The organism is Pseudomonas sp. efr-133-TYG-5 (genome assembly GCF_030209175.1).
GTDB lineage: Bacteria > Pseudomonadota > Gammaproteobacteria > Pseudomonadales > Pseudomonadaceae > Aquipseudomonas.
In genome coordinates this window covers 2011921-2037633 of sequence record NZ_JARVSM010000001.1, presented here as the reverse complement: position 1 = coordinate 2037633, position 25713 = coordinate 2011921, and the positions used below count along the sequence as shown (strand labels likewise).

General features: G+C 63.1%; 24 protein-coding genes. 14 read left to right on the top strand and 10 right to left on the bottom strand.

The genetic code is table 11. From position 1 onward, the window contains the following. Positions 1 to 174: 174 nt before the first annotated feature. Positions 175 to 648 carry a hypothetical protein gene (locus QRN70_RS09240; protein WP_285417190.1) on the top strand — a complete coding sequence of 158 codons (474 nt, stop codon included), beginning with the start codon at positions 175 to 177 and terminating at the stop codon, positions 646 to 648. 131 nt (positions 649 to 779) lie between these two features. Here QRN70_RS09240 and emhC read toward each other — a convergent pair whose 3' ends face one another. From emhC to emhA, 3 genes are read right to left on the bottom strand one after another with little or no spacing between them, the layout of a single operon-like run. Next, the gene (gene emhC / locus QRN70_RS09235) at positions 780 to 2240 is read right to left on the bottom strand and encodes an efflux RND transporter outer membrane subunit EmhC (protein ID WP_285417188.1); all 1461 of its coding nucleotides are present in this window, start codon (positions 2238 to 2240) and stop codon (positions 780 to 782) included. Beyond that, positions 2237 to 5401, bottom strand: a complete 3165-nt coding sequence (emhB, locus tag QRN70_RS09230; protein ID WP_285417187.1) for an efflux RND transporter permease subunit EmhB — start codon at positions 5399 to 5401, stop codon at positions 2237 to 2239. Before emhB ends, emhC begins: the two co-directional genes overlap by 4 nt. Before the next feature lie 3 nt (positions 5402 to 5404). Further along, positions 5405 to 6562 carry an efflux RND transporter periplasmic adaptor subunit EmhA gene (gene emhA / locus QRN70_RS09225; protein WP_285417185.1) on the bottom strand — a complete coding sequence of 386 codons (1158 nt, stop codon included), beginning with the start codon at positions 6560 to 6562 and terminating at the stop codon, positions 5405 to 5407. A gap of 267 nt (positions 6563 to 6829) precedes the next feature. Between emhA and emhR the strand changes: the two genes are divergently transcribed. Further along, a complete protein-coding gene (gene emhR / locus QRN70_RS09220) occupies positions 6830 to 7462 on the top strand; it encodes an efflux system transcriptional repressor EmhR (protein ID WP_285417183.1) in 633 nt (210 codons plus the stop codon). 255 nt (positions 7463 to 7717) lie between these two features. Here the strand turns inward: emhR and QRN70_RS09215 are convergent, their stop codons facing one another. Genes QRN70_RS09215 through QRN70_RS09205 form a run of 3 tightly spaced genes read right to left on the bottom strand, consistent with a single transcriptional unit; the run spans position 7718 to position 10288 of the window. Further along, positions 7718 to 8767, bottom strand: coding sequence for an alkene reductase (locus QRN70_RS09215; protein ID WP_285417182.1), 1050 nt, complete (start codon positions 8765 to 8767; stop codon positions 7718 to 7720). A gap of 29 nt (positions 8768 to 8796) precedes the next feature. Further along, positions 8797 to 9963 (bottom strand): MFS transporter, encoded by a 1167-nt coding sequence (locus QRN70_RS09210; protein ID WP_285417180.1) that lies wholly within the window; start codon positions 9961 to 9963, stop codon positions 8797 to 8799. A gap of 4 nt (positions 9964 to 9967) precedes the next feature. Then, positions 9968 to 10288 (bottom strand): ArsR/SmtB family transcription factor, encoded by a 321-nt coding sequence (locus QRN70_RS09205; RefSeq protein ID WP_285417179.1) that lies wholly within the window; start codon positions 10286 to 10288, stop codon positions 9968 to 9970. A gap of 171 nt (positions 10289 to 10459) precedes the next feature. On the opposite strand from QRN70_RS09205, the gene QRN70_RS09200 reads away from it, so the two are divergent. Further along, a complete protein-coding gene (locus QRN70_RS09200) occupies positions 10460 to 11038 on the top strand; it encodes an acyl carrier protein phosphodiesterase (protein WP_285417178.1) in 579 nt (192 codons plus the stop codon). Positions 11039 to 11149: 111 nt separating this feature from the next. Here QRN70_RS09200 and QRN70_RS09195 read toward each other — a convergent pair whose 3' ends face one another. Next, on the bottom strand, positions 11150 to 11944 hold the full coding sequence (locus tag QRN70_RS09195; RefSeq protein ID WP_285417177.1) for a lysophospholipid acyltransferase family protein: 795 nt from the start codon (positions 11942 to 11944) through the stop codon (positions 11150 to 11152). Beyond that, on the bottom strand, positions 11944 to 12699 hold the full coding sequence (gene olsB, locus QRN70_RS09190) for an L-ornithine N(alpha)-acyltransferase (RefSeq protein WP_007916280.1): 756 nt from the start codon (positions 12697 to 12699) through the stop codon (positions 11944 to 11946). The genes QRN70_RS09195 and olsB overlap by 1 nt, the downstream gene beginning before the upstream one ends. 153 nt (positions 12700 to 12852) lie before the next feature. Between olsB and QRN70_RS09185 the strand changes: the two genes are divergently transcribed. The 5 genes from QRN70_RS09185 (at position 12853) to QRN70_RS09160 (ending at position 17414) form a co-directional block, all read left to right on the top strand. After that, a complete protein-coding gene (locus tag QRN70_RS09185) occupies positions 12853 to 13731 on the top strand; it encodes an acyl-CoA dehydrogenase family protein (RefSeq protein WP_285417174.1) in 879 nt (292 codons plus the stop codon). A gap of 180 nt (positions 13732 to 13911) precedes the next feature. Then, complete coding sequence (locus QRN70_RS09180) at positions 13912 to 14991, top strand: serine hydrolase domain-containing protein (protein WP_285417173.1); 1080 nt, start codon at positions 13912 to 13914, stop codon at positions 14989 to 14991. Beyond that, positions 14988 to 15290, top strand: coding sequence for an amidase (locus QRN70_RS09175; protein ID WP_285417172.1), 303 nt, complete (start codon positions 14988 to 14990; stop codon positions 15288 to 15290). The genes QRN70_RS09180 and QRN70_RS09175 overlap by 4 nt, the downstream gene beginning before the upstream one ends. Before the next feature lie 374 nt (positions 15291 to 15664). Continuing rightward, positions 15665 to 16255: a YceI family protein gene (locus QRN70_RS09165; RefSeq protein ID WP_285417170.1), complete on the top strand. Its 591-nt coding sequence runs from the start codon at positions 15665 to 15667 to the stop codon at positions 16253 to 16255. Between the two features lies 1 nt (position 16256). Continuing rightward, positions 16257 to 17414, top strand: a complete 1158-nt coding sequence (locus QRN70_RS09160) for a phospholipase D-like domain-containing protein (protein WP_285417168.1) — start codon at positions 16257 to 16259, stop codon at positions 17412 to 17414. A gap of 156 nt (positions 17415 to 17570) precedes the next feature. On the opposite strand, the gene bglX is transcribed toward QRN70_RS09160, so the two are convergent. Further along, positions 17571 to 19862, bottom strand: a complete 2292-nt coding sequence (gene bglX, locus QRN70_RS09155; RefSeq protein WP_285417167.1) for a beta-glucosidase BglX — start codon at positions 19860 to 19862, stop codon at positions 17571 to 17573. Positions 19863 to 20121: 259 nt separating this feature from the next. On the opposite strand from bglX, the gene QRN70_RS09150 reads away from it, so the two are divergent. The 4 genes from QRN70_RS09150 to QRN70_RS09135 all read left to right on the top strand — a co-directional run bounded on the left by QRN70_RS09150 (position 20122) and on the right by QRN70_RS09135 (position 23563). After that, positions 20122 to 20730: a LemA family protein gene (locus tag QRN70_RS09150; protein ID WP_285417165.1), complete on the top strand. Its 609-nt coding sequence runs from the start codon at positions 20122 to 20124 to the stop codon at positions 20728 to 20730. 50 nt (positions 20731 to 20780) lie between these two features. Further along, positions 20781 to 21539 (top strand): TPM domain-containing protein, encoded by a 759-nt coding sequence (locus tag QRN70_RS09145; RefSeq protein WP_285417164.1) that lies wholly within the window; start codon positions 20781 to 20783, stop codon positions 21537 to 21539. A gap of 33 nt (positions 21540 to 21572) precedes the next feature. Beyond that, positions 21573 to 22190 carry a TPM domain-containing protein gene (locus QRN70_RS09140; RefSeq protein WP_285417162.1) on the top strand — a complete coding sequence of 206 codons (618 nt, stop codon included), beginning with the start codon at positions 21573 to 21575 and terminating at the stop codon, positions 22188 to 22190. A 155-nt stretch (positions 22191 to 22345) separates the two neighbouring features. Then, positions 22346 to 23563, top strand: a complete 1218-nt coding sequence (locus QRN70_RS09135) for a class I SAM-dependent methyltransferase (protein WP_285417161.1) — start codon at positions 22346 to 22348, stop codon at positions 23561 to 23563. 65 nt (positions 23564 to 23628) lie between these two features. Here the strand turns inward: QRN70_RS09135 and QRN70_RS09130 are convergent, their stop codons facing one another. After that, positions 23629 to 24534 carry a DMT family transporter gene (locus tag QRN70_RS09130; RefSeq protein ID WP_285417160.1) on the bottom strand — a complete coding sequence of 302 codons (906 nt, stop codon included), beginning with the start codon at positions 24532 to 24534 and terminating at the stop codon, positions 23629 to 23631. Between the two features lie 273 nt (positions 24535 to 24807). Here QRN70_RS09130 and QRN70_RS09125 point away from each other — a divergent pair, with 273 nt between their 5' ends. Together QRN70_RS09125 and QRN70_RS09120 are read left to right on the top strand one after the other, a co-directional pair. Continuing rightward, a complete protein-coding gene (locus tag QRN70_RS09125; protein ID WP_285417159.1) occupies positions 24808 to 25389 on the top strand; it encodes a DJ-1/PfpI family protein in 582 nt (193 codons plus the stop codon). Positions 25390 to 25402: 13 nt separating this feature from the next. Beyond that, the gene (locus tag QRN70_RS09120; protein ID WP_285417158.1) at positions 25403 to 25708 is read left to right on the top strand and encodes a ribbon-helix-helix domain-containing protein; all 306 of its coding nucleotides are present in this window, start codon (positions 25403 to 25405) and stop codon (positions 25706 to 25708) included. The last annotated feature ends 5 nt before the right edge of the window (positions 25709 to 25713 follow it).

Sequence of the window (25713 nt, the reverse complement as noted above, 5' to 3'; positions counted from 1 at the left end):
GGCGCGAGTACACCGTGCAGCGGCATCGCAAAAAAATGCTCACGATAACTGAAAGTGTCAGGGGTGCTCACCTGTCAGTTCTGACAGTGGTAAAGCTGAGTTTTCGGCGTAGTTTTTTCACTGGCGAGACTTTCGAAGTCTATTTGCTTGATCACAGCCAGTGGAGCGAAGGAAATGAACAGCACGCAGGACAAGTGGGTTTCTACCCAAGACATCGGACTTGAACCGTTTGCGGCGACTCAGGAAAGTACGGGGACGGTGGCCATTACCGTTACCGAAAATGCCAAGGAAACAAAACTGGATACGGCCTGGGTGTATTTTTTTTACAGAAGTGGCAGGCCCAGTTTGTGGGCTTATTTTGGATCGGACAACGGCCGCCCTGTACGCGCGGTCTATCTGGGCAGCAGAGTGCCGCTGGACGTGGGGATGCACAAAATCAGACCGATGAAGGATCCGGACTGGGAGGTGTTGGGATTGCTCGGCAATGGCACACCCGGCGCCGTTATCGGCGAAGACTGGGGAAGCGGGACGCTGAAAATCGATGCGGTATCGCCGCTTGTTTACAGCGGATCATTCAACTTCAAATACCGCAGTTTCGCTGACACGGTAGTGGAAGTCGTGGGTGAGTTTTCTCTCGAGAATCGCTAGGCGGGTCATCGCCAGCGTCGTTGTGCGCGGCAGACCGTTGCGGGCATTGCGCTACAAATGCCTGGCCGCTCGGTTTCATGCCTTGAAACAACAAGCCCACCGGACAGGTGGGCTTGTTGATGATGGCCGTGTCAGAACAGCTTCATTTTCGGTGCTTCTTCTTTCAGCGGTTCGTTCTGCGCGGTCTGCGCATTCCAGCCACCGCCCAGGGCCTTGTACAGGTTGACCGCACTGGTCAGCTGCGCGAGGCGGTCGGTGATCAGCGCCTGTTGCGCGCTGAACAGCTGACGCTGGGCATCGAGGAAGGTCAGGTTGCTGTCGACCCCGATGCGGTAGCGACGCTCGGCCAGACGGTAGTAGTCCTGGTTGGCGTTGACGAAGTCACGCTGCGCCTGCAATTGCTCGGTGTAGGTCTGGCGGGCGGCCAGGCCGTCGGCGACTTCCTGGAAGGCGGTCTGAATCGACTTCTCGTAGTTCGCCACGCCGATGTCCTTCTGGATCTTGGCGTAGTCGAGACTGGCGCGCAGGCTGCCGGCGTTGAAGATCGGCAGGTTGATCTGCGGCTGGAACAGCCAGGTGCCCGAGCCGCCCTTGAACAGGCCGGACAGGTCCGGGCTCAGGCTGCCCGCGTTGGCGGTCAGACTGATGCTCGGGAAGAACGCCGCGCGGGCCGCGCCGATGTTGGCGTTGGCCGCCTTCAGGTTGTATTCGGCCTGGAGGATGTCCGGACGCCGTTGCAGCAGATCCGACGGCAGACCGGCCGGGACATCGGCGAGCAGGTCGTCGGACAGCGGCTTGGCCGCCTGCAGGTTGGCCGGCACGCCGGTGCCGAGCAGCAGGGTCAGGCTGTTTTCATCCTGAGCGACCTGGCGGGTGTAACGCGCCAGTTGCGCCCGGGCGTTTTCCACCGAGGTGCGCGACTGCGCCAGGTCCAGCGCCGAGGCCACACCGACCTCGTTGCTGCGGCTGGTCAGCTTGTAGCTTTCTTCGAAGGCACCGAGGGTGTCTTGCGTCAGCTTCAGCAGTTCCTTGTCGGCCTGCCAGGTCAGGTAGGCGTTGGCCACACTGGCCACCAGGCTGATCTGGGTGCTGCGCCGTGCTTCTTCGGTGGCGAAGTATTGTTGCAGCGCTTGCTCGCTCAGGCTGCGCACCCGGCCGAACAGGTCGAGTTCGTAGGCGCTGATGCCGACAGTGGCGGAGTACGAGCTGGTGATACCCGATTCACCGGTCTGCGAGGCGCGTGCCGGGATCCGCTGGCGGCTGCCGGCGGCATTGGCCGACACGGCCGGGAACAGGTCGGCACGCTGGATGCGGTACTGCGCCGCATAGGCGTCGATGTTCAGCGCCGCGACGCGCAGGTCGCGGTTGTTTTCCAGGGCGACCTGGATCAGCTGCTGCAGGGCCGGGTCATGGAAAAACTGCTTCCAGCCCTGCTCGGCAGCGGCCTGCGCCGGTGCCTGGGCCGGCGAGTACGCCGGGCCCTGCGGGTACTGGTCCGCCACCGGTGCTGCAGGCTGCTGATAGTCGGGTATCAGCGAGCAACCGCTCAGCACGAAGGCGGCGACTGCGATGGAGAGTAGCGACTTGCTCATTGGCCAGCCTCTTTAGGAGTTTCTATGGCGTCATCCTTGCCGGCGTTTTTGCGCTGGCCCATGGACGACACAGTGACGAAGAACAGTGGAACCCAGAAAATCGCCAGGATCGTTGCGGTGATCATACCGCCGATTACGACCGTACCGATGGCGTGCTGACTGCCCGAGCCGGCCCCGGTGGAAATCGCCAGCGGTACCACGCCGAGGATGAATGCCAGGGAGGTCATGATGATCGGTCGCAGACGCATGCGGCACGCCTCGATGGCGGCATCGACCAGGCTGTTACCCTGTTCGTGCAGTTCCTTGGCGAACTCGACGATCAGAATAGCGTTTTTCGCCGCCAGACCGATGGTCGTCAACAGACCTACCAGGAAGTACACGTCGTTGGACAGCCCGCGCAGGCTGGTCGCCAGCAAGGCCCCGATGATCCCCAGCGGCACCACGAGGACCACCGCGATCGGAATCGACCAGCTCTCGTACAACGCCGCCAGACACAGGAATACCATCAGCAGCGACAGCGCGAACAGTGCCGGTGCCTGGGAACCGGCCAGACGCTCCTCGTAGGACAGACCGGTCCAGGAGATGCCCACACCCTTCGGCAGCTTGGCGGCAATCGCCTCGACTTCGGCCATGGCTTCACCGGTGGAGTAGCCCGGGGCCGGGGCACCGAGGATCTCCATCGCTTCCACGCCGTTGTAACGCGACAGCTTCGGCGAACCGTAGATCCACTCGCCCTTGGCGAACGCCGAGAACGGAACCATGGTGCCGGAGGCATTGCGCACATACCACTTCTTCAAGTCTTCCGGACTCATGCGCGAGTTCGGCTGACCCTGCACGTAGACTTTCTTCACCCGACCGCGGTCGATGAAGTCGTTGACGTAGCTACTGCCCAGGGCAATCGACAGGGTGTTGTTGATGTCGGTGATGGTAATGCCCAGGGCACTGGCCTTCTCGTCATCGATTTCGAGCTGGAACTGCGGCTCGTCGTTCAGACCGTTCGGACGTACCTGCGAGAGCACTTTGCTCTGCGCCGCCATGCCGAGGAACTGGTTGCGCGCTTCCATCAGCTTGTCGTGACCGATACCGGCACGGTCTTGCAGGAACACGTCGAAACCGGTGGCGTTACCCAACTCCAGTACCGCCGGCGGGGCGAAGGCGAACACCATCGCATCGCGGAAGGTGAAGAAGTGCTGCTGGGCGCGAGCGGCCAGTTTGAACACGCTGTTGTCGGCGTTACGTTCGTGCCACGGCTTGAGCATGATGAACGCCATACCCGAGCTCTGGCCACGGCCGGCGAAGTTGAAGCCGGTCACGGTGAACACCGAGGCGACCGCGTCGCCTTCACCGCCGTCCTTGGTCGGACGCAGGAGGAATTCGCGCATTTCATCGACGACCACTTGCGTACGCTGGGCACTGGAGCCGGCCGGCGTCTGCACCTGGGCGAACAGTACGCCCTGGTCTTCCTCGGGCAGGAAGGAGGACGGGATCCGCAGGAACAGCCAGATCATGCCGATGAAAATCAGCAGGTACGCCAGCAGGTACGGAGCCTTGTGACGCAGGATGTTGCCCACGCCGCGCTCGTAGCTTTTGACGCTGCGGTCGAAACCACGGTTGAACCAGCCGAAGAAGCCTTTTTTCGGGGTGCCGTGCTCGCCATGGGGAATCGGCTTGAGCATGGTCGCGCAGAGCGCCGGGGTGAAGATCAGGGCCACCAGCACCGACAACGCCATGGCCGACACGATGGTGATCGAGAACTGCTTGTAGATGACCCCGGTGGAACCGCCGAAGAACGCCATCGGCAGCAGTACCGCCGACAGTACCAGGGCGATACCGACCAATGCGCCCTGGATCTGGCCCATGGACTTCTTGGTCGCTTCCTTCGGTGACAGGCCTTCTTCGCTCATCACCCGTTCGACGTTTTCCACCACGACGATGGCGTCGTCCACCAGAAGGCCGATGGCCAGGACCATACCGAACATGGTCAGGGTGTTGATGCTGAAACCGGCGGCGGCGAGGATGCCGAACGTACCGAGCAAGACCACCGGCACGGTCATCGTGGTGATGACGGTGGCGCGGAAGTTCTGCAGGAACAGGAACATCACCAGGAACACCAGCACGATCGCCTCGACCAGGGTTTCCACTACGCCCTTGATCGATTCGGTCACCACCGGGGTGGTGTCGTACGGGAACACCACTTCCATCCCTTGCGGGAAGAACGGCTTGAGGCTGTCGATGGTATTGCGCAGGGCCTTGGCCGTGTCGAGGGCGTTGGCGCCGTTGGCCAGTTTCACCGCCAGACCGGAAGCCGGGCTGCCGTTGAACTGGGCGCTGATCGCGTAGTTCTCGCCACCGAGGCCGACGTCGGCGACGTCTTTGAGGCGCACCTGCGAACCGTCCTTGTTGACCTTGAGCAGGATTTCCTTGAACTGCTCGGCCGTTTGCAGACGGGTCTTGCCGATGATCGTCGCGTTCAGTTGCTGACCCTGCACGGCAGGCAGGCCGCCGAGCTGGCCGGACGACACCTGGACGTTCTGTGCCGCGATGGCGGTCTTCACGTCGACCGGGGTCAGGTTGAAGTTGTTCAGCTTGGCCGGGTCGAGCCAGATGCGCATCGCGTACTGGGCACCGAACACCTGGAAGTCACCGACACCGGCAGTCCGCGAGATCGGATCCTGCATGTTCGAGACGATGTAGTTGGACAGGTCGTCCTTGGTCATGCTGCCGTCACGCGACACCACGCCGATCACCAGCAGGAAGTTCTTCACTGCCTTGGTCACGCGGATACCCTGTTGCTGCACTTCCTGCGGCAACAGCGGGGTGGCCAGGTTCAGCTTGTTCTGCACCTGGACCTGCGCGGTGTCGGAGTTGGTGCCTTGCTCGAAGGTCGCGGTGATGGTCATGCTGCCGTCGGAGTTACTTTCCGAGGACACATAACGCAGGTTGTCGATACCGTTGAGCTGCTGCTCGATCACCTGGACCACGGTGTCCTGCACGGTCTGCGCGGACGCACCCGGGTAGGTCACGGAAATCGCAATGGCCGGTGGCGCGATGCTCGGGTACTGGTTGATCGGCAGTTTCAGGATCGAGAGTGCCCCGACCAGCATGATCACCAGGGCAATTACCCAGGCGAAAATCGGACGGTCGATGAAAAATTTTGACATGGATTACTCCCCTTTGCCGCCGGCGGCTTTGTCAGCTGCCTGGGCGGGGGCCGGGTTCTTGGTGCCGACGTTGGTCGCTTCGGTCGGTTTGACCTCGACGCCCGGTTTGACGAACTGCAGCCCTTCGGTGATCAGGCGATCGCCGGCCTTCAGGCCGTCTTCGATCAGCCACTGGCTGCCGACGGTGCGGCTGGCCTTGAGCTGACGCAGTTCGACCTTGTTGTCCGGACCGACGACCAGTGCGGTTGGCGTGCCTTTGAGGTCGCGGGTCACGCCTTGCTGCGGCGCGAGGATCGCGGCGCTGTTCACACCGGCCTGCAACTGAGCGTGGACGAACATGCCCGGCAACAGGGTGTGATCCGGGTTCGGGAACACCGCGCGCAGGGTCACCGAACCGGTGGTCTGATCGACCGACACTTCGGAGAATTCCAGCTTGCCGTCGAGCTTGTACTGGCTGCCGTCTTCCAGGGTCAGTTTGACCGCAGCGGCGTTGTCGCCGGCCTTCTGCAGGCGGCCGCTTTCCAGTTCGCGACGCAGTTCCAGCAGTTCCACCGACGACTGGGTGACGTCGACGTAGATCGGGTCCAGTTGCTGGATCACCGCCATGGCATCGGCCTGGCCGTTGCTGACCAGGGCGCCCTCGGTGACCGCCGAACGACCGATACGCCCGGAGATCGGCGCATAGACCTTGGTGTAACGCACGTTGATCTGCGCACTCTGCAGGGAGGCTTCCGACTCCAGGCGATTGGCGACAGCGGTGTCGTATTCCTGACGGCTGACAGCCTGCTCATCGACCAGTTGCTTGTAGCGGTCGGAGATCGACTTGGTCGAACGCAGGTTGGCTTCGGCGCTTTTCAGGGTCGCTTCGTAGACCGACGGATCGATCTGGTACAGCTGCTGGCCGGCTTTGACATCGCCGCCTTCCTTGAACAGACGCTTGAGAATGATGCCGTTGACCTGCGGTCGAACTTCGGCGATGCGGAACGCGCTGGTGCGGCCCGGCAGTTCGGAAGTCAGGGTAAAGGCTTGTGGTTGCAGGGTGACGACGCCGACCTGAGGAGGTGGTGCGGCGGGAGCCGCCTCTTCCTTTTTACATCCGCTGAGCAGCGATGCCAGGGCGACGGCAGTGACCAGAGCGGTAACAGCTGGCTTGAATTGCATGAAGATCCTCGGGTCAGGCGCGCGAAAAGCGCACAAGAAGTGTGAAAGGGTAAAAATTGTTCATCGAGTGGATAAGTAGCTTGCTAAGGAATATACTTACGTTCATGGTTGTTTGTAAACACCTTGGCTGTGTACCCACCCTGTTACAAAACACGTCGCAAGGTTTGAAATTGTAGGCCGGGGAGTCGATTCACGAGAGATCGCCCCCTTATTTATTCAGCGGATATTCAGCCATCCCTGAAACATCCTGTTTGAGGTTTTACTGCCATGGTTCGTCGCACCAAAGAGGAAGCTCAGGAAACGCGAAGCCAGATTCTGGAAGCCGCCGAGAAAGCTTTCTATGAAAGGGGCGTGGCGCGCACGACGCTGGCCGACATTGCGACCCTGGCCGGCGTGACCCGCGGTGCCATCTATTGGCACTTCAGCAACAAGGCCGATCTGCTGCAGGCGATGCTCGATACCCTGCATGAGCCGCTGGATGAACTGGCCAAGGCCAGCGAGAGCGAGGACGAACTCGATCCGCTGGGCTGCATGCGCAAGCTGCTGGTGCGCTTGTTTCATCAAGTGGCGCTGGACCCGAAAACCCGGCGCATCAACGAAATTCTGTTTCATAAGTGCGAGTTCACCGATGAAATGTGTGATCTGCGCCAACAGCGCCGGACAGCCAGCCTCGACTGCAACCTGCGCATCGGCCTGACCCTGCGTAATGCGGTGAATCGCGGCCAGTTGCCGGAAGATCTCGACACGGCCCGTGCAGCCATCAGCATTCACGCCTATATCGACGGCCTCCTGTACGGCTGGCTGTTGGCGCCGGACAGCTTCGAACTGCAGGCCGAGGCCGAGCGTTGGGTCGATACCGGGCTGGATATGCTGCGCTGGAGCCCCAGCCTGCGCAAATGAAACAAAATATGTAATTGGATCAGGTTGTTTCAGTCAAAGGGGCGAATGAAGATCCCTGTTCATCTGCCTCGCTGCAATGGGCTGCTTTTATATACCGCCGGGGATCGAGTTGATACATAGCGAGCTACGTATTTTGTAGGGTTTTTGTTTCGCCCGTGTGAACAAATGTTCACGAGCCCCCCGGCGCGTCGCCCAGGAAAAAGCCCCGGCTCTTGCGAGTCGGGGCTTTTGTGTTTCTGCGCTACGGTGCGCCGCTTACAGCGTCGGGTAGTCGATGTAGCCGACCGGGCCTTTGCCGTAGAAGGTTTCCGGATGCGCCGGGTTCAGCGGTGCATCGGCCTTCAGGCGTGCCGGCAGGTCCGGGTTGGCAATGAACGGTACGCCGAACGCTACCGCGTCCGCCTTGCCCTCAGCCAGCCAGGCGTTGGCGCTGTCTTTGGTGAAGCGCTCGTTGGCGATGTACGCGCCGCCGAAGGCTTCTTTCAGTTGTGGGCCGAGGCTGTCGGCGCCTTCTTTTTCGCGCGAGCAGATGAAGGCGATGCCGCGCTTGCCCAGCTCGCGGGCGACGTAGGTGAAGGTTTCGGCAAGGTTGTCGTCACCCATGTCGTGCGAGTCGGCGCGCGGCGCCAGGTGCACGCCGACACGGCCGGCGCCCCACACTTCGATGGCCGCGTCGGTCACTTCCAGCAGCAGGCGCGCACGGTTTTCCAGGGAACCGCCGTAGTTGTCGGTACGCTGGTTGGTGCTGCTCTGCAGGAACTGGTCGAGCAGGTAGCCGTTGGCGCCATGGATTTCCACGCCGTCGAAACCGGCGGCCTTGGCGTTCTCGGCACCGACGCGGTAGGCCTCAACGATATCGGCGATTTCCGCAGTTTCCAGGGCGCGCGGTGTCGGGTAGTCGGCCAGTGGGCGCACCAGGCTGACGTGGCCCTTGGGCTGGATGGCGCTCGGGGCCACCGGCGTTTCGCCGTTCAGGTACGACGGGTGCGAGATGCGGCCGACGTGCCACAGTTGCAGGACGATCTTGCCACCCGCGGCGTGCACGGCCTTGGTCACGTTGGTCCAGCCGCGGACCTGGTCGTTGGACCAGATGCCCGGGGTGTCCGGGTAGCCGACGCCCATCGGGGTCACCGAGGTGGCTTCGCTGAGGATCAGACCGGCGGAGGCGCGTTGTACGTAGTACTCGGCCATCAGTGCGTTGGGCACACGGCCCTCGTCAGCGCGGCAGCGAGTCAGCGGCGCCATGATGATGCGGTTGGACAGCTCGAGGTCGCCCAGTTTGATCGGATCGAAAATAGTTGCCATGTCTACAACCCTCGTACGTTAACAGTTAATCAATTGGTAGCAGGAGCCAGCCCGGCATCGCCGTTCTGACGGAAAGTGATCAGGGTCACCAGCAGTGCCAGCACCGCCAGTGCGGCCGCCGCGAGGGGCACGCTGGTCAGGCCGAAGCCGTGGGCGATGACGCTGCCGCCGACCCAGGCGCCGAGGGCGTTGCCGATGTTGAAGGCGCCGATGTTCAGGGTCGACACCAGGTTCGGTGCGGCCTGGCCGTAGGTCACGACGTTCACTTGCAGGGCCGGCACGGCGGCGAAACACGCGGTGGCCCAGAGGAACAGGGTGATCTCGGTGGGGATCAGCGCGATGCTGGTCCAGGTCAGTACCGTGGAGGTCACGGCCATCGCGATGAACACGCCGATCAGCGTCGCGGCCAGGCCTTTGTCAGCCAGTTTGCCGCCGAGGATGTTGCCGACGGTCAGACCCAGGCCGATGAGCATCAGCGTCCAGGTCACGCCACGGGGCGAGACCCCCGTGACATCGCCCAGCAGCGGCGCAACGTAAGTGAACAGGGTGAATACCGAGGCGGCGAACAGCGCGGTCATGCTCAGCGACAGCCAGATGCCGGCACCCTTGAGGGCGGCGAGTTCGGCGCGCATGTCGAGTTTTTCCTCGTCACGCTTGGCCGGCAGGAAACGGATCAGGCCGAACAGGGCAATCACGCCGATCACGGTCACCGCCCAGAAGGTCGAGCGCCAGCCGGCTTCCTGGCCCAGCGCGGTGCCCAGCGGCACGCCGAGGACGTTGGCCAGGGTCAGGCCGGTGAACATCAGCGCCACGGCGGACGCGCGCTTGTTCGGCGCAACCAGGTCGGCCGCGACTACCGAACCGATGCCGAAGAACGCGCCGTGGCACAGCGCAGTGACGACCCGGGCGAACATCAGCACGTTGTAGTCACTGGCAATGGCGCAGAGCAGGTTGCCGATAATGAAGATGCCCATCAACGCGACCAGTGCGGCCTTGCGCGGCAGCCTGGCGGTGGCCAGTGCCATGAACGGCGCACCGATGGCCACGCCCAGGGCGTAACCGGTCACCAGCCAGCCGGCGCCGGGAATCGACACGCCGAGATCCGCCGCCACATCGGGCAGCAGGCCCATGATGACGAACTCGGTAGTGCCGATGGCGAAGGCGCTCAAGGCCAGGATGAGGAGCGAGAGGGGCATTGGATCAATTCCTTGTGGGAGCGCTGAGCTCCTTGACGATGGCGTCGAGGAACGCCTGGATCACGTCCTCGTTGCGTTTGAAGAAGTGCCACTGGCCAGCTTTCTGGCTGCTGATCAGGCCGGCGCGTTGCAGCGTCGCCAGGTGCGCGGAGACGGTCGACTGCGACAGGCCGCAGCGCTGATCGATCTGCCCGGCGCAGATGCCGTACTCGTGGTTGTGGATCTGTTGCGGAAACTCGGCTTTGGGGTCTTTCAGCCAGATGAGGATGTCTCGCCGTACTGGATGCGCCAGGGCTTTTATTATTTCGTCGAGGTCGAGGTTCATGGCTTTGGGCTCGTGATGTGTGTAGCGCTATATCGCGATGAGGCGAACTTTAAATCGGTACTTCGCGATATACCAATATGAATTCGATCTGACGGACGCATAAATCGGTATATCGGGTTATAACGATACGTTGAGTGTAAACAAGCGTGGGCGCGGTGCTAAGCTGCGCCCATGAACTATCTCGCACATTTGCACCTCGGTGGCCAGCGCCCCGGTCAACTGCTCGGCAGTCTGTATGGCGATTTCGTCAAAGGGCGGCTGCAAGGCCGGTTCGCCCCGGAGATCGAGGCCGCGATCCAGTTGCACCGGCAGATCGACGTGTTCACCGATCGCCATCCCTTGGTGGACATAGCCCTGGGGCGTTTCACCGAGACCCGCCGCCGTTACGCGGGCATCGTCCTCGACGTGTTCTTCGACCATTGCCTGGCCCGGGACTGGCAGTTGTACGCCGACCGGCCATTGGAGCATTTCACCCGCGACGTTTACCGCGTGCTGTCCAATGAACGGCAGTTGCCCGAACGTCTGGCGAAAATCGCCCCGCACATGGTGGCCAATGACTGGTTGGGTTCGTATCAGGAATTCGAAGTACTGGATCAGGTGCTGCGCGGGATTTCCCGGCGCCTGAGCAAGCCTGAGGAGTTGGCGGGGGCGATGCAGGAGTTGCGGCGCTTGTATGAGCCGCTGAGTGAGGATTTCCGCTTGTTCTATCCGCAGCTCCAAAACTTCGCGCAAAAACCGTCAACGACATAAAAACCAATGTGGGAGCGAGCTTGCTCGCGAAGGCGTCCTGTCAGACAACATCGATAGTGAATGACAGACCGCATTCGCGAGCAAGCCCGCTCCCACAGGGGGATGGGGGTTTCAGGCAGCGATCAGTTCGCCCGTACGGCGTGGCTCGGCCGGTCTGGCCACATCACCGAACAACGCCTTCTGCACCGCCTGCTGTGCGTCGAACGCCAGTGCCGCGCGCTCCCGGCCCTGGCAGGGGATCGGCTTGAGCAGGTGCACTTCGACATCGCCACAGTCATTGCTGAACAGGCGCATCAGGTGCGAGAGCAGATCGTCCTCGCCAATGAACGGTGCCAGCGCATCGATTTCCCCGTTGCGCAGATAGCGGATCGCCACCGGTTGCAGCATCACCTCGGAATCGATCGCCGCCGACAGCAGGCGCCCGTGAAAGGTGCGCAGCGAGCGGCCATCGGTGGTGGTGCCTTCGGGGAACATCAGCAGCGGATGGGCGCTTTGCAGGTGCCGGGTCATCTGTTTGCGGATCAACTGGCTGTCGCCCGAGCCGCGACGGATAAACAGGCTGCCGGCCTTCGCCGCCAGCCAACCGGCCACCGGCCAGGTGCGCACTTCGGCCTTGGACAGAAACGACAGCGGCGTGAGCATGCCCAGCAGCGGAATGTCGGTCCACGACACATGGTTGCTGACCCACAGCATCGGCTGCTTCGGCAGCTCGCCGTGCACGGTCACGCGAAAGGGCAGGGCATTGCTCAGGCGCGCCATGAAGAACCGCGACCAGCGCTGCCGACGTTGCATCGAATGCGCCAGGCCCAGGCGTTCGAACACGCCGAAGACACTGGCCATGCTCAGGCCCAGCGTCACCACCAGCAGCACTCGCGCGATCCGCGCGTACACCCGCAGCCGGCTCATCACACCGCCGCCTTGAAGTGCTTGGCGTAGCGCGGGCAGAGTTCGTCGCGCTTGAGCAGGATGAACACGTCGGCGACCTGGAAGTCTTCGTCCCAGCACGGCTCGCCGCAAATTTTCGCGCCCAGGCGCATGTAGGCCTTGAGCAGCGGCGGCATCTCGGCGATCACGTTCGACGGAATATCCAGGGTCGGCAACGGATTCTTCGGTTCGGCGCGCAGGTGTTCGGTGCACAGGTAGCGTTCACGCAGACGCTGCATGATCGCGTGGGCCTGAATGCCGCCGTCCTGCATCGGGATGCTCGCGCAGCCCATCAGGTAGCTGTAGCCGCCCTGGTTCAGGACTTCGGCCAGTTCGCCCCAGAGCACGGCGATGGTGCCGCCATTGCGGTAGGCCGGGTCGACGCAGGTACGGCCGATTTCCAGGATCGGGCCTTGCAGATGGGCGAGGCCGTGCAGGCTGAATTCTTCTTCGCTGTAGAACTTGCCGAGGCTGCTGGCGGCGGTGTGATCGAGCAGGCGGGTGGTCGCCACCAGGCGCCCGGTGTTCAGGTCACGCACGCCGATGTGGCTGCAGTGAACATCATAGTCATCCATGTCCAGACCCAGCTCGGCGCCTTTCAGCTTGGCGTTGAACTCGCCGCTGAACACGTTGAAGCGCAAGGCCTGGGCTTGCTGCAGGGCCTCGGCGCCGATCAGGCGTTCGGCTTGCAGGCGGCGTTCATTGCCGGTGTCGCTGATGCGGGCGATCTGAGTCATTTGAATCTCCGTACGGGCCTTGAACCCGTCGTGGGTTGCAGCCGATCGACTTTCTTTATGCAGCCATGTTGGGCAAAGTCAGGCTATGTAGCCCCGGTGTCATCGCCATGAATGTTTGGTGATGCTTATATGACAGCCCACGAGGAGCCTCTGATGACCTGGTCGACCCTGCTTGAATGCCGCGAACGCCTGCCCGCTGTTGCCGATCTGGCGGAGGGCTTCGCCACGTTGCTGCATCAACTGGGCAGCGTGACGCCGTTCGAACTGGCGGTGGCGGGAGGGCGGCAAATGGCGACGCCGGGGCTGGCGTTTCTGGTGGGTTATCAGGCGGCGTTGCGCATGCTTTGGCCGAGCGCGCCGCCGAGCCTCGGTGCGTTGTGTGCGACCGAGCAGCGCAGCCTGCGCCCGGCGGACATGCACACCCGGCTGACGGATCTGCGTCTCACCGGGCAAAAGGATTTCGTCACCGCCGGTGATGCCGCGGACTGGCTGCTGGTCGCTGCACGCAGCGAGGAGCCCGGGCAAACTCCGCGCCTGAGCCTGGCCGTGGTGTATCCCGGTGAACCCGGCGTACGCGTGGAAAAACTCCCGGCGCTGCCGTTGATGCCGGACGTCAGTCACGGTCGCCTGCAGCTCGATAGCGCCTTGTGCGAATTGCTCGCCGGAGACGGTTGGGATGCCTATGTGAAGCCGTTCCGCACCCTCGAGGATGTCTATGTGCTCAGCGCCATGACCGCGTGGCTGTATGGCGTCGGTCAGGACAGCGGCTGGCCGCAGCCGTTGCAATTGCGCTTGCTGGCGCTGTTGGCCGGTTGCGCGGAAGTCAGTCGCCAGCCGCCGAACAATCCCGCCGGGCATGTCTTGCTCGGCGGATTGTTTGCGCAGTTCGACGGGCTCAAACCGGAAGTGGATCAGGCATTGCGCGACGGCAACCCAGAATGGGCGACGATGTGGCAACGCGATCAAGCGGTCATGCAGATGGCCGCCGGCGCGCGGGCCAAACGTCTGGCCAAGGCTTTGGCGGTGAACTGACGGGCCCCTTCGCGAGCAGGCTCGCTCCCACAGGATCAGAGGATTGCCGCAGGTTGTCTGCATACCAAGGACACTGTGGGAGCTGGCTTGCCAGCGATGGCGATCTCATGGGCAGCCAACATCTCGAATTTGTCATCAACCCTGACTACCCTCAGCAGGTTCTTCCCAAGAGCCCTCACCATGCGCAAAGGCCTGTCGCTGTTTCTGCTGCTGATCAGCTTCACGGTTCAGGCCGAACAGTGGCCGGGCGAACAATGGCCGAGCGGCCCGCAACTCACCGGCCCGGCCGTCGCTGCACTGACGGCCTATGCCTTCCCGACCCGCGACGACAACACCCGCCAGGGCATCCGCACCGATGCCTTGCTGGTGATCCGCGACGGCCAGATCGTCTACGAACGCTACGCCGCGGCGACCAGCGCCGACACCCCGCACCTGATCTGGTCGATCAGCAAAAGCCTGATGGCCACGGTGCTCGGCGTGGCGTACGGCGAGGGCTTGTTCCAGCTCGATGATCCGGCCGCGAAGTTTTACCCGGCGCTGGAAAAACACCCGACCGTCACGATCAAGGATCTGCTGCACTGGGCCTCGGGCCTCGACTGGCAGGAAGACTACGAATACGCCCCGCTGAAATCCTCGGTGGTGGCCATGCTCTACACCCGCGGTCACCGCGACATGGCGGCGTTCACCGCCGATCACGACAGCTACGCGCCAGCGGGTCAGGCGTTTCGCTATTCCAGCGGCGACAGCAATCTGTTGGCCGCGGCGCTGAAAACCATGGTCGGCCCGCAGCACTATCCCGACTATCCGTGGGCAGCGCTTTTCGAACCGCTGGGCATTCGCAGTGCCACCTGGGAAACCGATGCCACGGGCACCTTCGTCGCCTCTTCCTACGCCTACATGACGGCGCGGGATCTGGCGCGAGTCGGGCTGCTGATGGCGCGAGACGGTCGCTGGCATGACCGGCAGCTGTTACCCAAGGATTGGGTCGCGTTCAATCGCCAGCCCTTCGCCGGCTACAAGGCGAATCAGGACGAAGCGGTGCCGGGTGGCCAGTGGTGGCTCAATCGGCCGATGGCTGGCGACGCTTCTCCGTGGCCCGACGCACCGCCCGACACCTTCGCTGCCCTCGGCCACTGGGGCCAGGCGCTGTACGTGATCCCGAGCGAGAAACTGCTGATCGTGCGCTACGGCGATGACCGCGACGGCAGCTATCGCCACAACGAATTGCTCAGGCGCGTGCTGGCGGCGCTGCGGCCATGAAAATGGGCAGACGAATCCTGCTGGTGCTGCTGGCCGTGCTGGTGGGCTGGGGCTGGCTCGAACGCGAGAATCTGTGGGCTTTTCCGGACATCATCAGCGCCTACACCGCCAAGGAATATTGTTCGTGTCGTTACGTGATGAACAACGATGCCGAGTATTGTCGGGGCTATGTGAAGCAGTGGCTGCCCAGCGAACTGAGCGATGACCGCAGGCAAAAACGGGTCACCGCCAGCGGCATGGGCCGCAGCAACAGCGCCCAGTGGCAGGGCGAACGCCCGGGCTGTCGCCTGCAACCCTGAGCTTTAGGTTCCAGCTGCCGATCCATGCCAAGGGCCGACTGGTAGGCAGCAGGGCGCGGCACTGGCCGATGGATCAGGCGCCGGTGGAATGGGGGCGAAGCCTGCACCTGAACAGCCTGGCGGGTGACCATTGGCGACGTCCGGCAAGCACTGATCTAGCCCGGGCGCCTGCTTGTGCCGGACTGCGAAGCGGCCCCCGAGCCTTCCAGGCGCACGCCTGGCTGACGGTCAGCGCAGAGTTCACGCCGTCAGTTCAGTTGTGCGGCGGCAGGCTCTCGCGCCACAAGAGGGAAAACAAGTGGTGACGGACAGTTTGCAATAACGCCAGTGGCGGTTAAGGTTCGGCTCAGGTTTATTCGCCCCATGAGTCTGCAATGTTCAACCGCTTCCTTTACACCGCTTGTACCGGCCTGCTGCTGGGCGCCGCCGCGCTGCCGGCCCAGGCCAACTGGTATCTGGACGGCGAGTCGTCGCGGCTGTCGTTCGTCAGTACGAAAAATGCCCATGTCTCGGAAGTGCAGCGCTTTCTGGTGCTGCACGGCAAGGTCGATCCGGACGGGCGCGCCGAAGTCGAAGTCGAGCTGGACTCGATCAACAGTGGCATCCCGCTGCGGGACGAGCGCATGCGCAAGGAGCTGTTCCAGATCGAGCAGTTCCCCACGGCGACCATCAGCACCCGGATCGACCTGCGCCCGATCAACGATCTGGCCCCGGGCGCACAGCTGGAGTTGCGCCTGCCGCTGACCGTCAACCTGCACGGCAAACAGCACGAATACCCGGCCGAACTGCTCGCCACCCGCCTGGATGACCGGCGCTTTCAAGTGGTGACGCTGGAGCCGCTGGTGATCAACGCCGAGGATTTCGCGCTGCTGCCGGGGCTGGAAAACCTGCGCAACCTGGCCGGTCTGTCGGCCATCAGTCTGTCGGTGCCGGTGGGTGCGGTGCTGATCTTCACGGCGCGCTGACATGCGCGGCGCGGTGTTTCCGTGGCGTGATGGCAACCGCTTCGAGCTATTGATCGACGGCCCGCAATTCTTTCCGCGCATGCTCGCGGAGATTGCCCAGGCCCGCGAGCAGATCGAGCTGGAGTTGTATCTGGTGGAGGCCGGGGCCTGCGCCGAAACCATCGTCCAGGCGCTGGTGCTGGCGGCGGAACGCGGCGTGCGCGTGCGTTGCCTGTTCGATGATTACGGCAGCCTTGCCTTCACCCTGACGCTGCGCCAGCGCCTGACTCTCGCCGGGGTCGAGCTGCGCTTCTACAACCGCCTGAGCTGGCGGCGCTGGGTCGGCAATTTCTATCGTGACCACCGCAAGCTGTTGCTGGTCGACCAGCGTCTGGCGGTGGTGGGCGGCACCGGCGTCACCGACGAGTTCTGGACGCCGGGCCACGCCACCAGCGAATGGCACGAAGTCATGGTGCACATCACCGGGCCGCTGGTGCTCGACTGGCAGTTGCTGTTCGACCGCCAGTGGATCGCCAACCGCCATCGCCGGGCCTGGAAACCCTCGGCCAATTTCGGCCTGCCGCGTCTGCCACGGGTGCCGGACACGGGGCAGGGCATGGGCCGGGTGGCCTATGCCGACGCGCGCCAGCATCGCGACATTCTGCAATCGCTGCTCCGCGCGCTGAACAGCGGCCAGCAGCGGATCTGGCTGGCGACGCCGTACTTCCTGCCGACCTGGAACATCCGCCGCTCCCTGCGCAAGGCCGCCGCCCGGGGCATCGACGTGCGCCTGTTGCTGACCGGGCCGCGCACCGATCACCCGTCGGTACGTTACGCCGGCCATCGCTACTACCCGCGCCTGCTCAAGGCCGGGGTGAAGATCTACGAATACCAGCCGTGTTTCCTGCACCTGAAAATGGTCCTGGTGGACGATTGGGTGAGCATCGGCTCGTGCAATTTCGATCACTGGAACCTGCGCTTCAACCTGGAAGCGAATCTGGAGGCGCTGGACCCGCAACTGACGGCGGCGGTGGTGGCGAGTTTCGAGAGCGATTTCGCCCTGAGTCAGCAGGTGAGCCTGGAGGAATGGCAGCGCCGGCCGTTGTGGCGGCGGATCAAGCAGCGGATCTGGGGCTGGGTGGATCGCCTGGTGGTCAACCTGCTCGATCGTCGCGGATAGTTACCGCACCCAAAACAACGGTGGGAGCGAGCTTGCTCGCGAAGAGGCCGTCACATTCAACATTGATGTTGATTGTCAGGCCGCATTCGCGAGCAAGCTCGCTCCCACAGGTTTTTGATCGTTCCCACACAGAGCGTGGGAACGATCAGGGCAGGCTTACAGCAACTCGAAGCTCTGCTGCGTGACGTCCTGGGAGTCCAGGCCGATCTGCACGTTGAACTTGCCAGGCTCGGCCGCGTACTTGAGCTGGGCGTTGTAGAACTTCAGGTCATCCTCGGTGATGGTGAAGTGCACGACTTTCTGTTCGCCGGCCTTGAGCAGGATTTTCTGGAAGTTCTTCAGCTCCTTGACCGGGCGGATCATCGAGCCGGTGACGTCCTGGATGTACAGCTGCACCACGGTTTCGCCGTCACGCTTGCCGGTGTTCTTGACCGTCACGCTGGCGTCGAGCTTGCCGCTGGCGTTCAGCGTGGTCGAGGACAACGCCATGTCGCTGAGGCTGAAATCGCTGTAGCTCAGGCCGAAACCGAACGGGAACAGCGGCCCGGTGGTGTCATCGAAATACTGCGAGGTGTAGTTGCCCGGTTTGCCCGGCGTGAACGGGCGGCCAATGCTCAGGTGGTTGTAGTAGGTCGGAATCTGGCCGACGGAACGCGGGAAGGTCACCGGCAGCTTGCCCGACGGGTTGTAGTCGCCGAACAGCACGTCGGCGATGGCGTTGCCGCCCTCGGTGCCGCTGAACCAGGTTTCCAGAATCGCGTCAGCCTGTTCCTTCTCCTGCAGGAGGGTCAGCGGCCGGCCGTTCATCAGCACCAGCACCAGTGGCTTGCCGGTGGCTTTCAGCGCGCGGATCAGCTCGCGCTGGTTTTCCGGGATATTCAGGTCGGTGCGGCTCGACGATTCGTGGGACATGCCACGGGATTCACCGACCGCCGCGACGATCACGTCAGCCCCTTTGGCGGCTTTTACCGCTTCGTCGATCAGCACGTTGGCCGGGCGCGGGTCATCGACCACTTCCGGGGCATCGAAGTTGAGGAAGTTGAGGTAGTCGAGGACTTTCTTGTCGCTGGTGATGTTGGCGCCACGGGCGTAGGTCAGATTGGCCTTGTCGCCGATCAGCGAATTCATGCCGTCGAACAGGGTCACCGATTGCGCCGGACGCCCGGCGGCGGCCCAACTGCCCATCATGTCGATCGGAGCCTTGGCCAGCGGGCCGACCAGGGCGACTTTCGCGTCCTTCTTCAGCGGCAGGGTTTCATTCTGGTTCTTCAGCAGCACCAGGCTGCGACGCGCCACTTCACGCGCTTCGGCGCGGTGCAGGCGGCTGTCGGCGTAGGTGTCGGCCGGATCGTCCTCGGCCTTGCCGATGCGCAGGTACGGGTCCTTGAACAGGCCCATGTCGTACTTGGCGGCGAGCACTTCGCGCACGGCATTGTCGATGTCTTTCTGCTCGATCTCGCCGGACTTGAGCAGCCCCGGCAGCTCCTTGCCGTACAGGGTGTCGTTCATGCTCATGTCGATCCCGGCCTTGATCGCCAGCTTCGCGGCTTCGCGACCGTCGGCGGCGACGCCGTGCTTGATCAGCTCGAAGATTGCTCCGTGGTCGCTGACCGCCAGACCCTTGAAGCCCCACTCCTTGCGCAGCAGGTCGTTCATCAGCCAGGTGTTGGCGGTGGCCGGGATGCCGTTGATCGAGTTCAACGCCACCATCACCCCGCCAGCGCCGGCGTCAATCGCTGCGCGGTAGGGTGGCAGATAGTCCTGGTACATCTTCACCGGGCTCATGTCGACGGTGTTGTAGTCGCGACCGCCCTCGACCGCGCCATACAGGGCGAAGTGCTTGACGCTGGCCATGATGCTGTCGGCGGCGCTCGGGGTGGCACCCTGGTAGGCCTTGACCATGACTCTGGCGATGCGCGAGGTCAGGTAGGTGTCTTCACCGAAGCCTTCGGAACTGCGGCCCCAGCGCGGATCGCGGGAGATGTCGACCATCGGCGCGAAGGTGATGTCGAGGCTGTCGGACGCGGCTTCCTTGGCGGCAATGCGCCCGGACAGGCCGATGGCGTCCATGTCCCAGCTCGAGGCCAGGGCCAGCGGAATCGGGAAAATCGTACGGTGACCGTGGATCACGTCGTACGCAAAGAACATCGGAATCTTCAGCCGGCTGCGCATGGCTGCGTCCTGCATCGGCCGGTTTTCCGGGCGTGTGATCGAGTTGAAGGTGCCGCCGATGTTGCCGGCGGCGATCTCCTTGCGGATCAGCTCGCGGGGCATTTCCGGGCCGATGCTGATCAGGCGCAACTGGCCGATCTTTTCGTCGAGGGTCATTTGCTTCATCAGGTTGCTGATGAAGGCGTCCTTGTTTTCCAGGGGTACCGGGGTGTCGGCGGCCAATACCTGATGACTGGCCAGGCTGACGAACAGACCCAGCAAACACAGCTTCTTCATGAATGTTTTTCTCGAGGGCGCAAACGGCAATGTACTGCCGGCCAGCCAAAATTTAGGGAGCGACTATTGTTGTTCGGGTGTCGATGGAAAAACCGACGCCGGATCGACGCAGCCGAATCCGGCGGCGTGATCACGCAGGGCCTCTTTTTAGCCCATTGGCCCGTTGCAATCCAGTGGCGCGGCCGATTATGCCCCAAGAGCCGCCGGAGAATGTTTCGCGGTCTACTTTTCCTCAAATGTGCAAGGGAGCACCTGTCCGATGAATGTCCGTCCAACCTACCGCTCGCGTTTGCAGGTCGCCACGCTGCTGGTGCTGGCCACGCTGTTGACCGCTTGCGGAATCAACAACATTCCGACCCTCGACGAACAGGCCAAGGCCGCCTGGGGCCAGGTGCAGAACCAGTACCAGCGGCGCGCCGACCTGATCCCCAATCTGGTGGAAACGGTGCGTGGCTATGCCAAGCATGAAGAAGCGACCCTGACCGCCGTGGTCGAGGCCCGGGCCAAGGCGACGTCGATTCAGGTCGATGCCAGCACCCTCGACAACCCGGAAAAGCTCAAGCAGTTCCAGCAGGCCCAGGATCAGTTGAGCGGCGCACTGAGCCGCTTGATGGTGGTATCCGAGCGCTATCCGGACCTCAAGGCCAATCAGAATTTCCTCGCCCTGCAATCGCAGCTCGAAGGCACCGAGAACCGCATCGCCGTGGCGCGGCGTGATTTCATTCTGGCGGTGCAGAAGTACAACACCGAGATCCGCACCTTTCCCGGCCGGCTCTGGCACAGCGTGATGTACAGCGACCTGCCGATCCGCGAAACCTTCGAAGCCACCACACCCGGCGCCGACAAGGCCCCCGAAGTGAAATTCTGAGCAACGCCCGGCAGGCGCAGTGCCTGCACGGGATCGGCGGGGGGGTATGCATGCGTGTGTTGAAGATAGGCCTGGTACTGATGCTTTGGCTGTGCGCCGTCAGCGCCCGGGCCGAGTTGACGTTCCCGGCGCTGAGCGGGCGGGTGGTGGATGAGGCGCAGCTGATCGAGCCGTCGGTGCGTGCGCAGCTCAGCCAGCAGTTGCAGGCCCACGAGCAGGCCACCGGCGAGCAACTGGTGGTGGTCACTGTGCCGGACCTGCAGGGCACCACAATCGAGGACTATGGCGTTCAGCTCGGCCGGCACTGGGGCATCGGCCAGAAGGACAAGAACAACGGCGCGCTGCTGATCGTCGCCCGCGACGAGCGCAAGTTGCGCATCGAAGTCGGCTACGGCCTGGAAGACCGCCTGACCGACGCGCAGAGTTCGGTGATCATCCATCAAGTCATCACGCCGGCATTCAAGGCCGGCAATTTCAGCAAGGGCATCAGCGACGGCGTGGCGGCGATGCTGGTGGTGCTGGGCGGCAATCCGCTGGACGAGCCGTCGACCGTGTATGAATCGGCTGGCGATCCGTCCGCCGATTTCATCTCGCGCCACCCGGCGCTGTTCGTGTTTCTGCTGATGTTGTTCATCCTGACGGTGTTTGTCTGCCAGATGCTCGGTATCCTTCCCGCCGGCCGTGGTGGTTCCGGTGGCGGCGGTGGTTTCGGTGGCAGTGGCGGTGGTTTTGGCGGTGGCGGCGGAGGCGGGGGCTTCAGCGGCGGCGGGGGCAGCTTCGGCGGCGGCGGTTCGTCCGGCGGCTGGTGAGCACACAACAATAATGATCAGGCACTTTTCGACATGGCATTACTGACTGAACACGAACAACGCAAAGTGGCCGAGGCCATCGCCCGGGTCGAGCGCGACACCGACGCCGAACTGGTCACGGTGCTCGCCGCGCGCGCCGACGACTATGCGTACATCCCGCTGCTGTGGGCCAGCCTGCTGGCGCTGATGGTGCCGGGCATGGTGCATTACCTCAGCGGCTGGCTGACCCTGCGCAGCCTGTTGCTGGTGCAGTGGGGCCTGTTCATTGTGCTGTGCCTGCTGTTCCGCCTGCCAAGGATCACCACCCATCTGGTGCCGCGCCGGGTCCGCCACTGGCGCGCATCGAACCTGGCGCGCCGGCAGTTTCTCGAACAGAACCTGCACCACACCGTCGGCAGCACCGGCATGCTGATCTTCGTCTGCGAGGCCGAGCGCTATGTGGAGATTCTGGTCGACGAAGGCATTTCCCGGCGGCTGGACAACACCAGCTGGGATGCAATCGTCGCCGCGTTTACCGAGCAGGTGCGGCAGGGGCGCACGCTGGAGGGGTTCGTCACGTGCATCGAGGCCTGCGGTGAACTGCTCAAGGTGCATGTGCCGGTGACGCAGGTGCGCAATGAATTGCCGAACCGCCTGGTGGTGTTGGGCTGAGCATTTTTTCAACTTGAGATCCAGCCCTCGCTCCCGGAGAGGATTGGGCTGAGGGCGCTTTTCCAGCCGTTGGGTAAATAAGCACGTGTCCCCAACCGCCATCCCCCCTAAAATACCCGCCATTCCCGTTTCGCCCGTCCCGAGGCCGCTTGTTCATGTCCGTCACCGTCCCCTCCGCCAAACCTGCGCCGGATCACCACGCCCAGTTCATCGAGCTGCTGCACGCCAGCCTCGAGCAGAACGGCTTCATCAAACTGGTGCTGGCCAAGTACGTCGGTGACGAAGCCGATCTGCAGCGGATCATCATCAAACCGGTGACGGTCAAGTCGCAGCCGCATCTGTCGTTCGTCTATCGCTACAAGACCCGCGACATCACCAAGAACCTGCCGTTGGCCGAGGGGGTGGCAGCGATTGCCGCGCTGCTGCCGGCCGCGTTCAAAAATGCGCATCTACTGGCCGTGAGCGACGAAGCCCAGCTCGAATACAGCAAAAAGGGCAAGAGTTCGCTGTTCAGGAGCAAACCTCAGCAATTGCGCGAAGCGCCGTCCGCCGAGCACAACCGTGAGAAGAACCGCTACCTCGACCTGAGCCGGCCGTTCCTCAAGGACCTCGGCGTGACCAACGCCCAGCACGAGCTGATCCCGGCGATGTCGCGCAAGTGGAAGCAGATCAACAAGTTCATCGAAGTGTTCAGCCATGCGCTGACCTCGTCGCCGCTGGCCCTGGACAAACCGGTGCGGGTGGCGGATTTCGGTTCGGGCAAGGGCTACCTGACGTTCGCCATCCATGACTACCTGCGCAACACCCTGCAGGCCCAGGGCGAAGTCACCGGCGTCGAGCTGCGCGAAGACATGGTCAACCTGTGCAACGTCGCCGCGCAAAAGCTGCAGCACCCGGGGCTGGTGTTCAAGTGTGGTGACGTGCGCAGCGTGGCACCGAGCGAACTGGAGGTGATGATCGCCCTGCATGCCTGCGACATCGCCACCGACTACGCGATCCACACCGGTATCCGCTCGGGCGCGGCGATCATCATGTGCTCACCGTGCTGCCACAAGCAGATCCGCCTGCAGATCCAGAGTCCGGCGCTGCTCAAACCGATGCTGCAATACGGCCTGCACCTCGGCCAGCAGGCGGAAATGGTCACCGACAGTCTGCGCGCGCTGTTCCTCGAAGCCTGCGGTTACGAAACCAAGGTCTTCGAGTTCATCTCGCTGGAGCACACCAACAAGAACAAGATGATTCTGGCGGTGAAGCGCGCCGAGCCGGTGGACCCGGCGCAGTTGCTGGTGAAGATCGAGCAGCTCAAGGCGTTCTACAACATCAGCGAACACTGCCTGGAAACCCTGCTGCGCGCCGACGGTTACCTGGCCTGACCCGGCCTCTGCGCGGGCGAGCCTGCTGGCGAAGGCGGACTCACCGTCAACGATGCTGCTGACGGTTACGGCCCCTTCGCCAGCAGGCTCGCTGCCACATGAGGCTTGATCGCGGTCTTGCGCCCGAGCATCACCGTCGCGATCACGCCGCAGGCGAACAGCCAGGTGATCGGCTCGACGTGTTCGCCGAAGAACAGCGCGGAAAACGCGATGGTGAAAAAGATCTGCAGCAACTGGATCTGACTGACCCGGGCGATGCCCCCCATGGCCAGCCCGGCGTACCAGGCAAAGAAACCGAGGAACTGCGAAAACAGCGCGACATAGCCGAACGCCCACCAGGTTTTCGCCGTGACCGCGCCCTGATGCTGCAGCGCCAGGTACCACACCGGGCCGATCAGCAGCGGTGTCGACAGCACCAGCGCCCAGCAGATCACCTGCCAGCCGCCCATCTCTTTGGCCAGCCGCCCCCCCTCGGCGTAACCCAGGCCACCCACGGCAATCGCCCCGAGCATCAGCAGATCCCCGGCCTGAATGCTGCCGGCGCCGCTGTACAGCGCGTAGCCAAGCACCAGCGCACTGCCCAGCGCGGCGCAGGCCCAGAAGGCTTTCGACGGCCGTTCATGGGACAGCCATGCGGCGTACAGCGCCACGCACAACGGCTGCAAACCGTTGACCAGCGCGCCGTGGGACGCTGGCAGGGTCTGCATGGCCCAGGCCGAGAGCACCGGGAAGCCGAGGATCACCCCGGCGATCACCAGGCTCAGGCCTTTGACTTGCGACCAGGTCGGCCATTTCTCGCGCCGCCACATCAGCAGCAGCGCCGCCGGAACCGCCGCGAACAGCGCCCGGCCGAGGCCGTTGAGCAGCGGATGCAGTTCCTGCACGACAATCCGCGTGAAGGGCAAGGTGAGGCTGAAAATCACAACGCCGAGCAGGCCCAGGGCCATGCCGGTGTTCTCGCGTGAAGACATGATGGCAACCAGAATCGAAGGTGACAGGGACGTGACTTCATCTAGCCACAAACCCGGCGAAACTTGCTGTTACAGCTAGGCGCAGAGTTATCCATACAGTTGGGGCCGCCCAACACAGGAGCTGCCCAAGGCTGCGAGCTTATTTCGCAATCAACCGTTCGCAGCCTGCGACAGCGCCCTGCCGGCCCGCGCTGTAGTAGGCGGTTATTACCCACCCCGGCCGATAAGGACTACCTTGACTACTCCCGCGTCAATTCCCAGAGGAGTCCTGTCATGGCTGCGAAAAAAATCCTCATGCTGGTCGGCGATTACGTCGAAGACTACGAAGTGATGGTGCCGTTCCAGGCGTTGCAGATGGTCGGTCACAGCGTCCACGCGGTGTGCCCGGACAAGACCGCCGGCCAGACCGTGCGTACGGCGATCCACGACTTCGAAGGCGACCAGACCTACAGCGAGAAACCCGGTCACCTGTTTGCGCTGAATTTCGACTTCGCCAAGGTCGACGCCAAGGATTACGACGCGCTGCTGGTGCCGGGCGGGCGTGCCCCGGAATACCTGCGGCTGAACGAAAAAGTCCTTGAGCTGGTGCGTGCTTTCGACCAGGCCGGCAAGCCGATTGCCGCGGTCTGCCACGGCGCGCAACTGCTGGCGGCGGCGGGCATTCTCGAAGGCCGTGAATGCAGCGCCTACCCGGCCTGCGCGCCGGAAGTGCGCCTGGCGGGCGGCACGTTCATCGATATTGCGGTGACCGATGGCTACGTTCAGGGCAATCTGGCCACTGCGCCGGCATGGCCGGCGCACCCGAACTGGCTGGCCGGTTTCCTCGGCCTGCTCGGCACCCGAATTACCCTGTAACGAGGCAGCGCCGATGTGCGAGCTCTACGTCAAGGCCGACCCGATCCTCTACGAATCGCGCTCGCGTTCGCTGCGCATCTGCGGCGTGGTCACCACGTTGCGCCTGGAGAATCAGTTCTGGGACATTCTCAGCGAAATCGCCGAGGTCGACGGCATGACCACCAATCAGTTGATCGCCAAGCTGTATCAAGAGGTGATGGATTATCGCGGTGAGGTGGTCAACTTCGCGTCGTTCCTGCGGGTCAGCTGCACGCGCTACCTGAGCCAGCGCCGCATGACGCCGCCGCAGCTGTCGATGGTGCGGGCCGTGCTGAAGTAGCACGG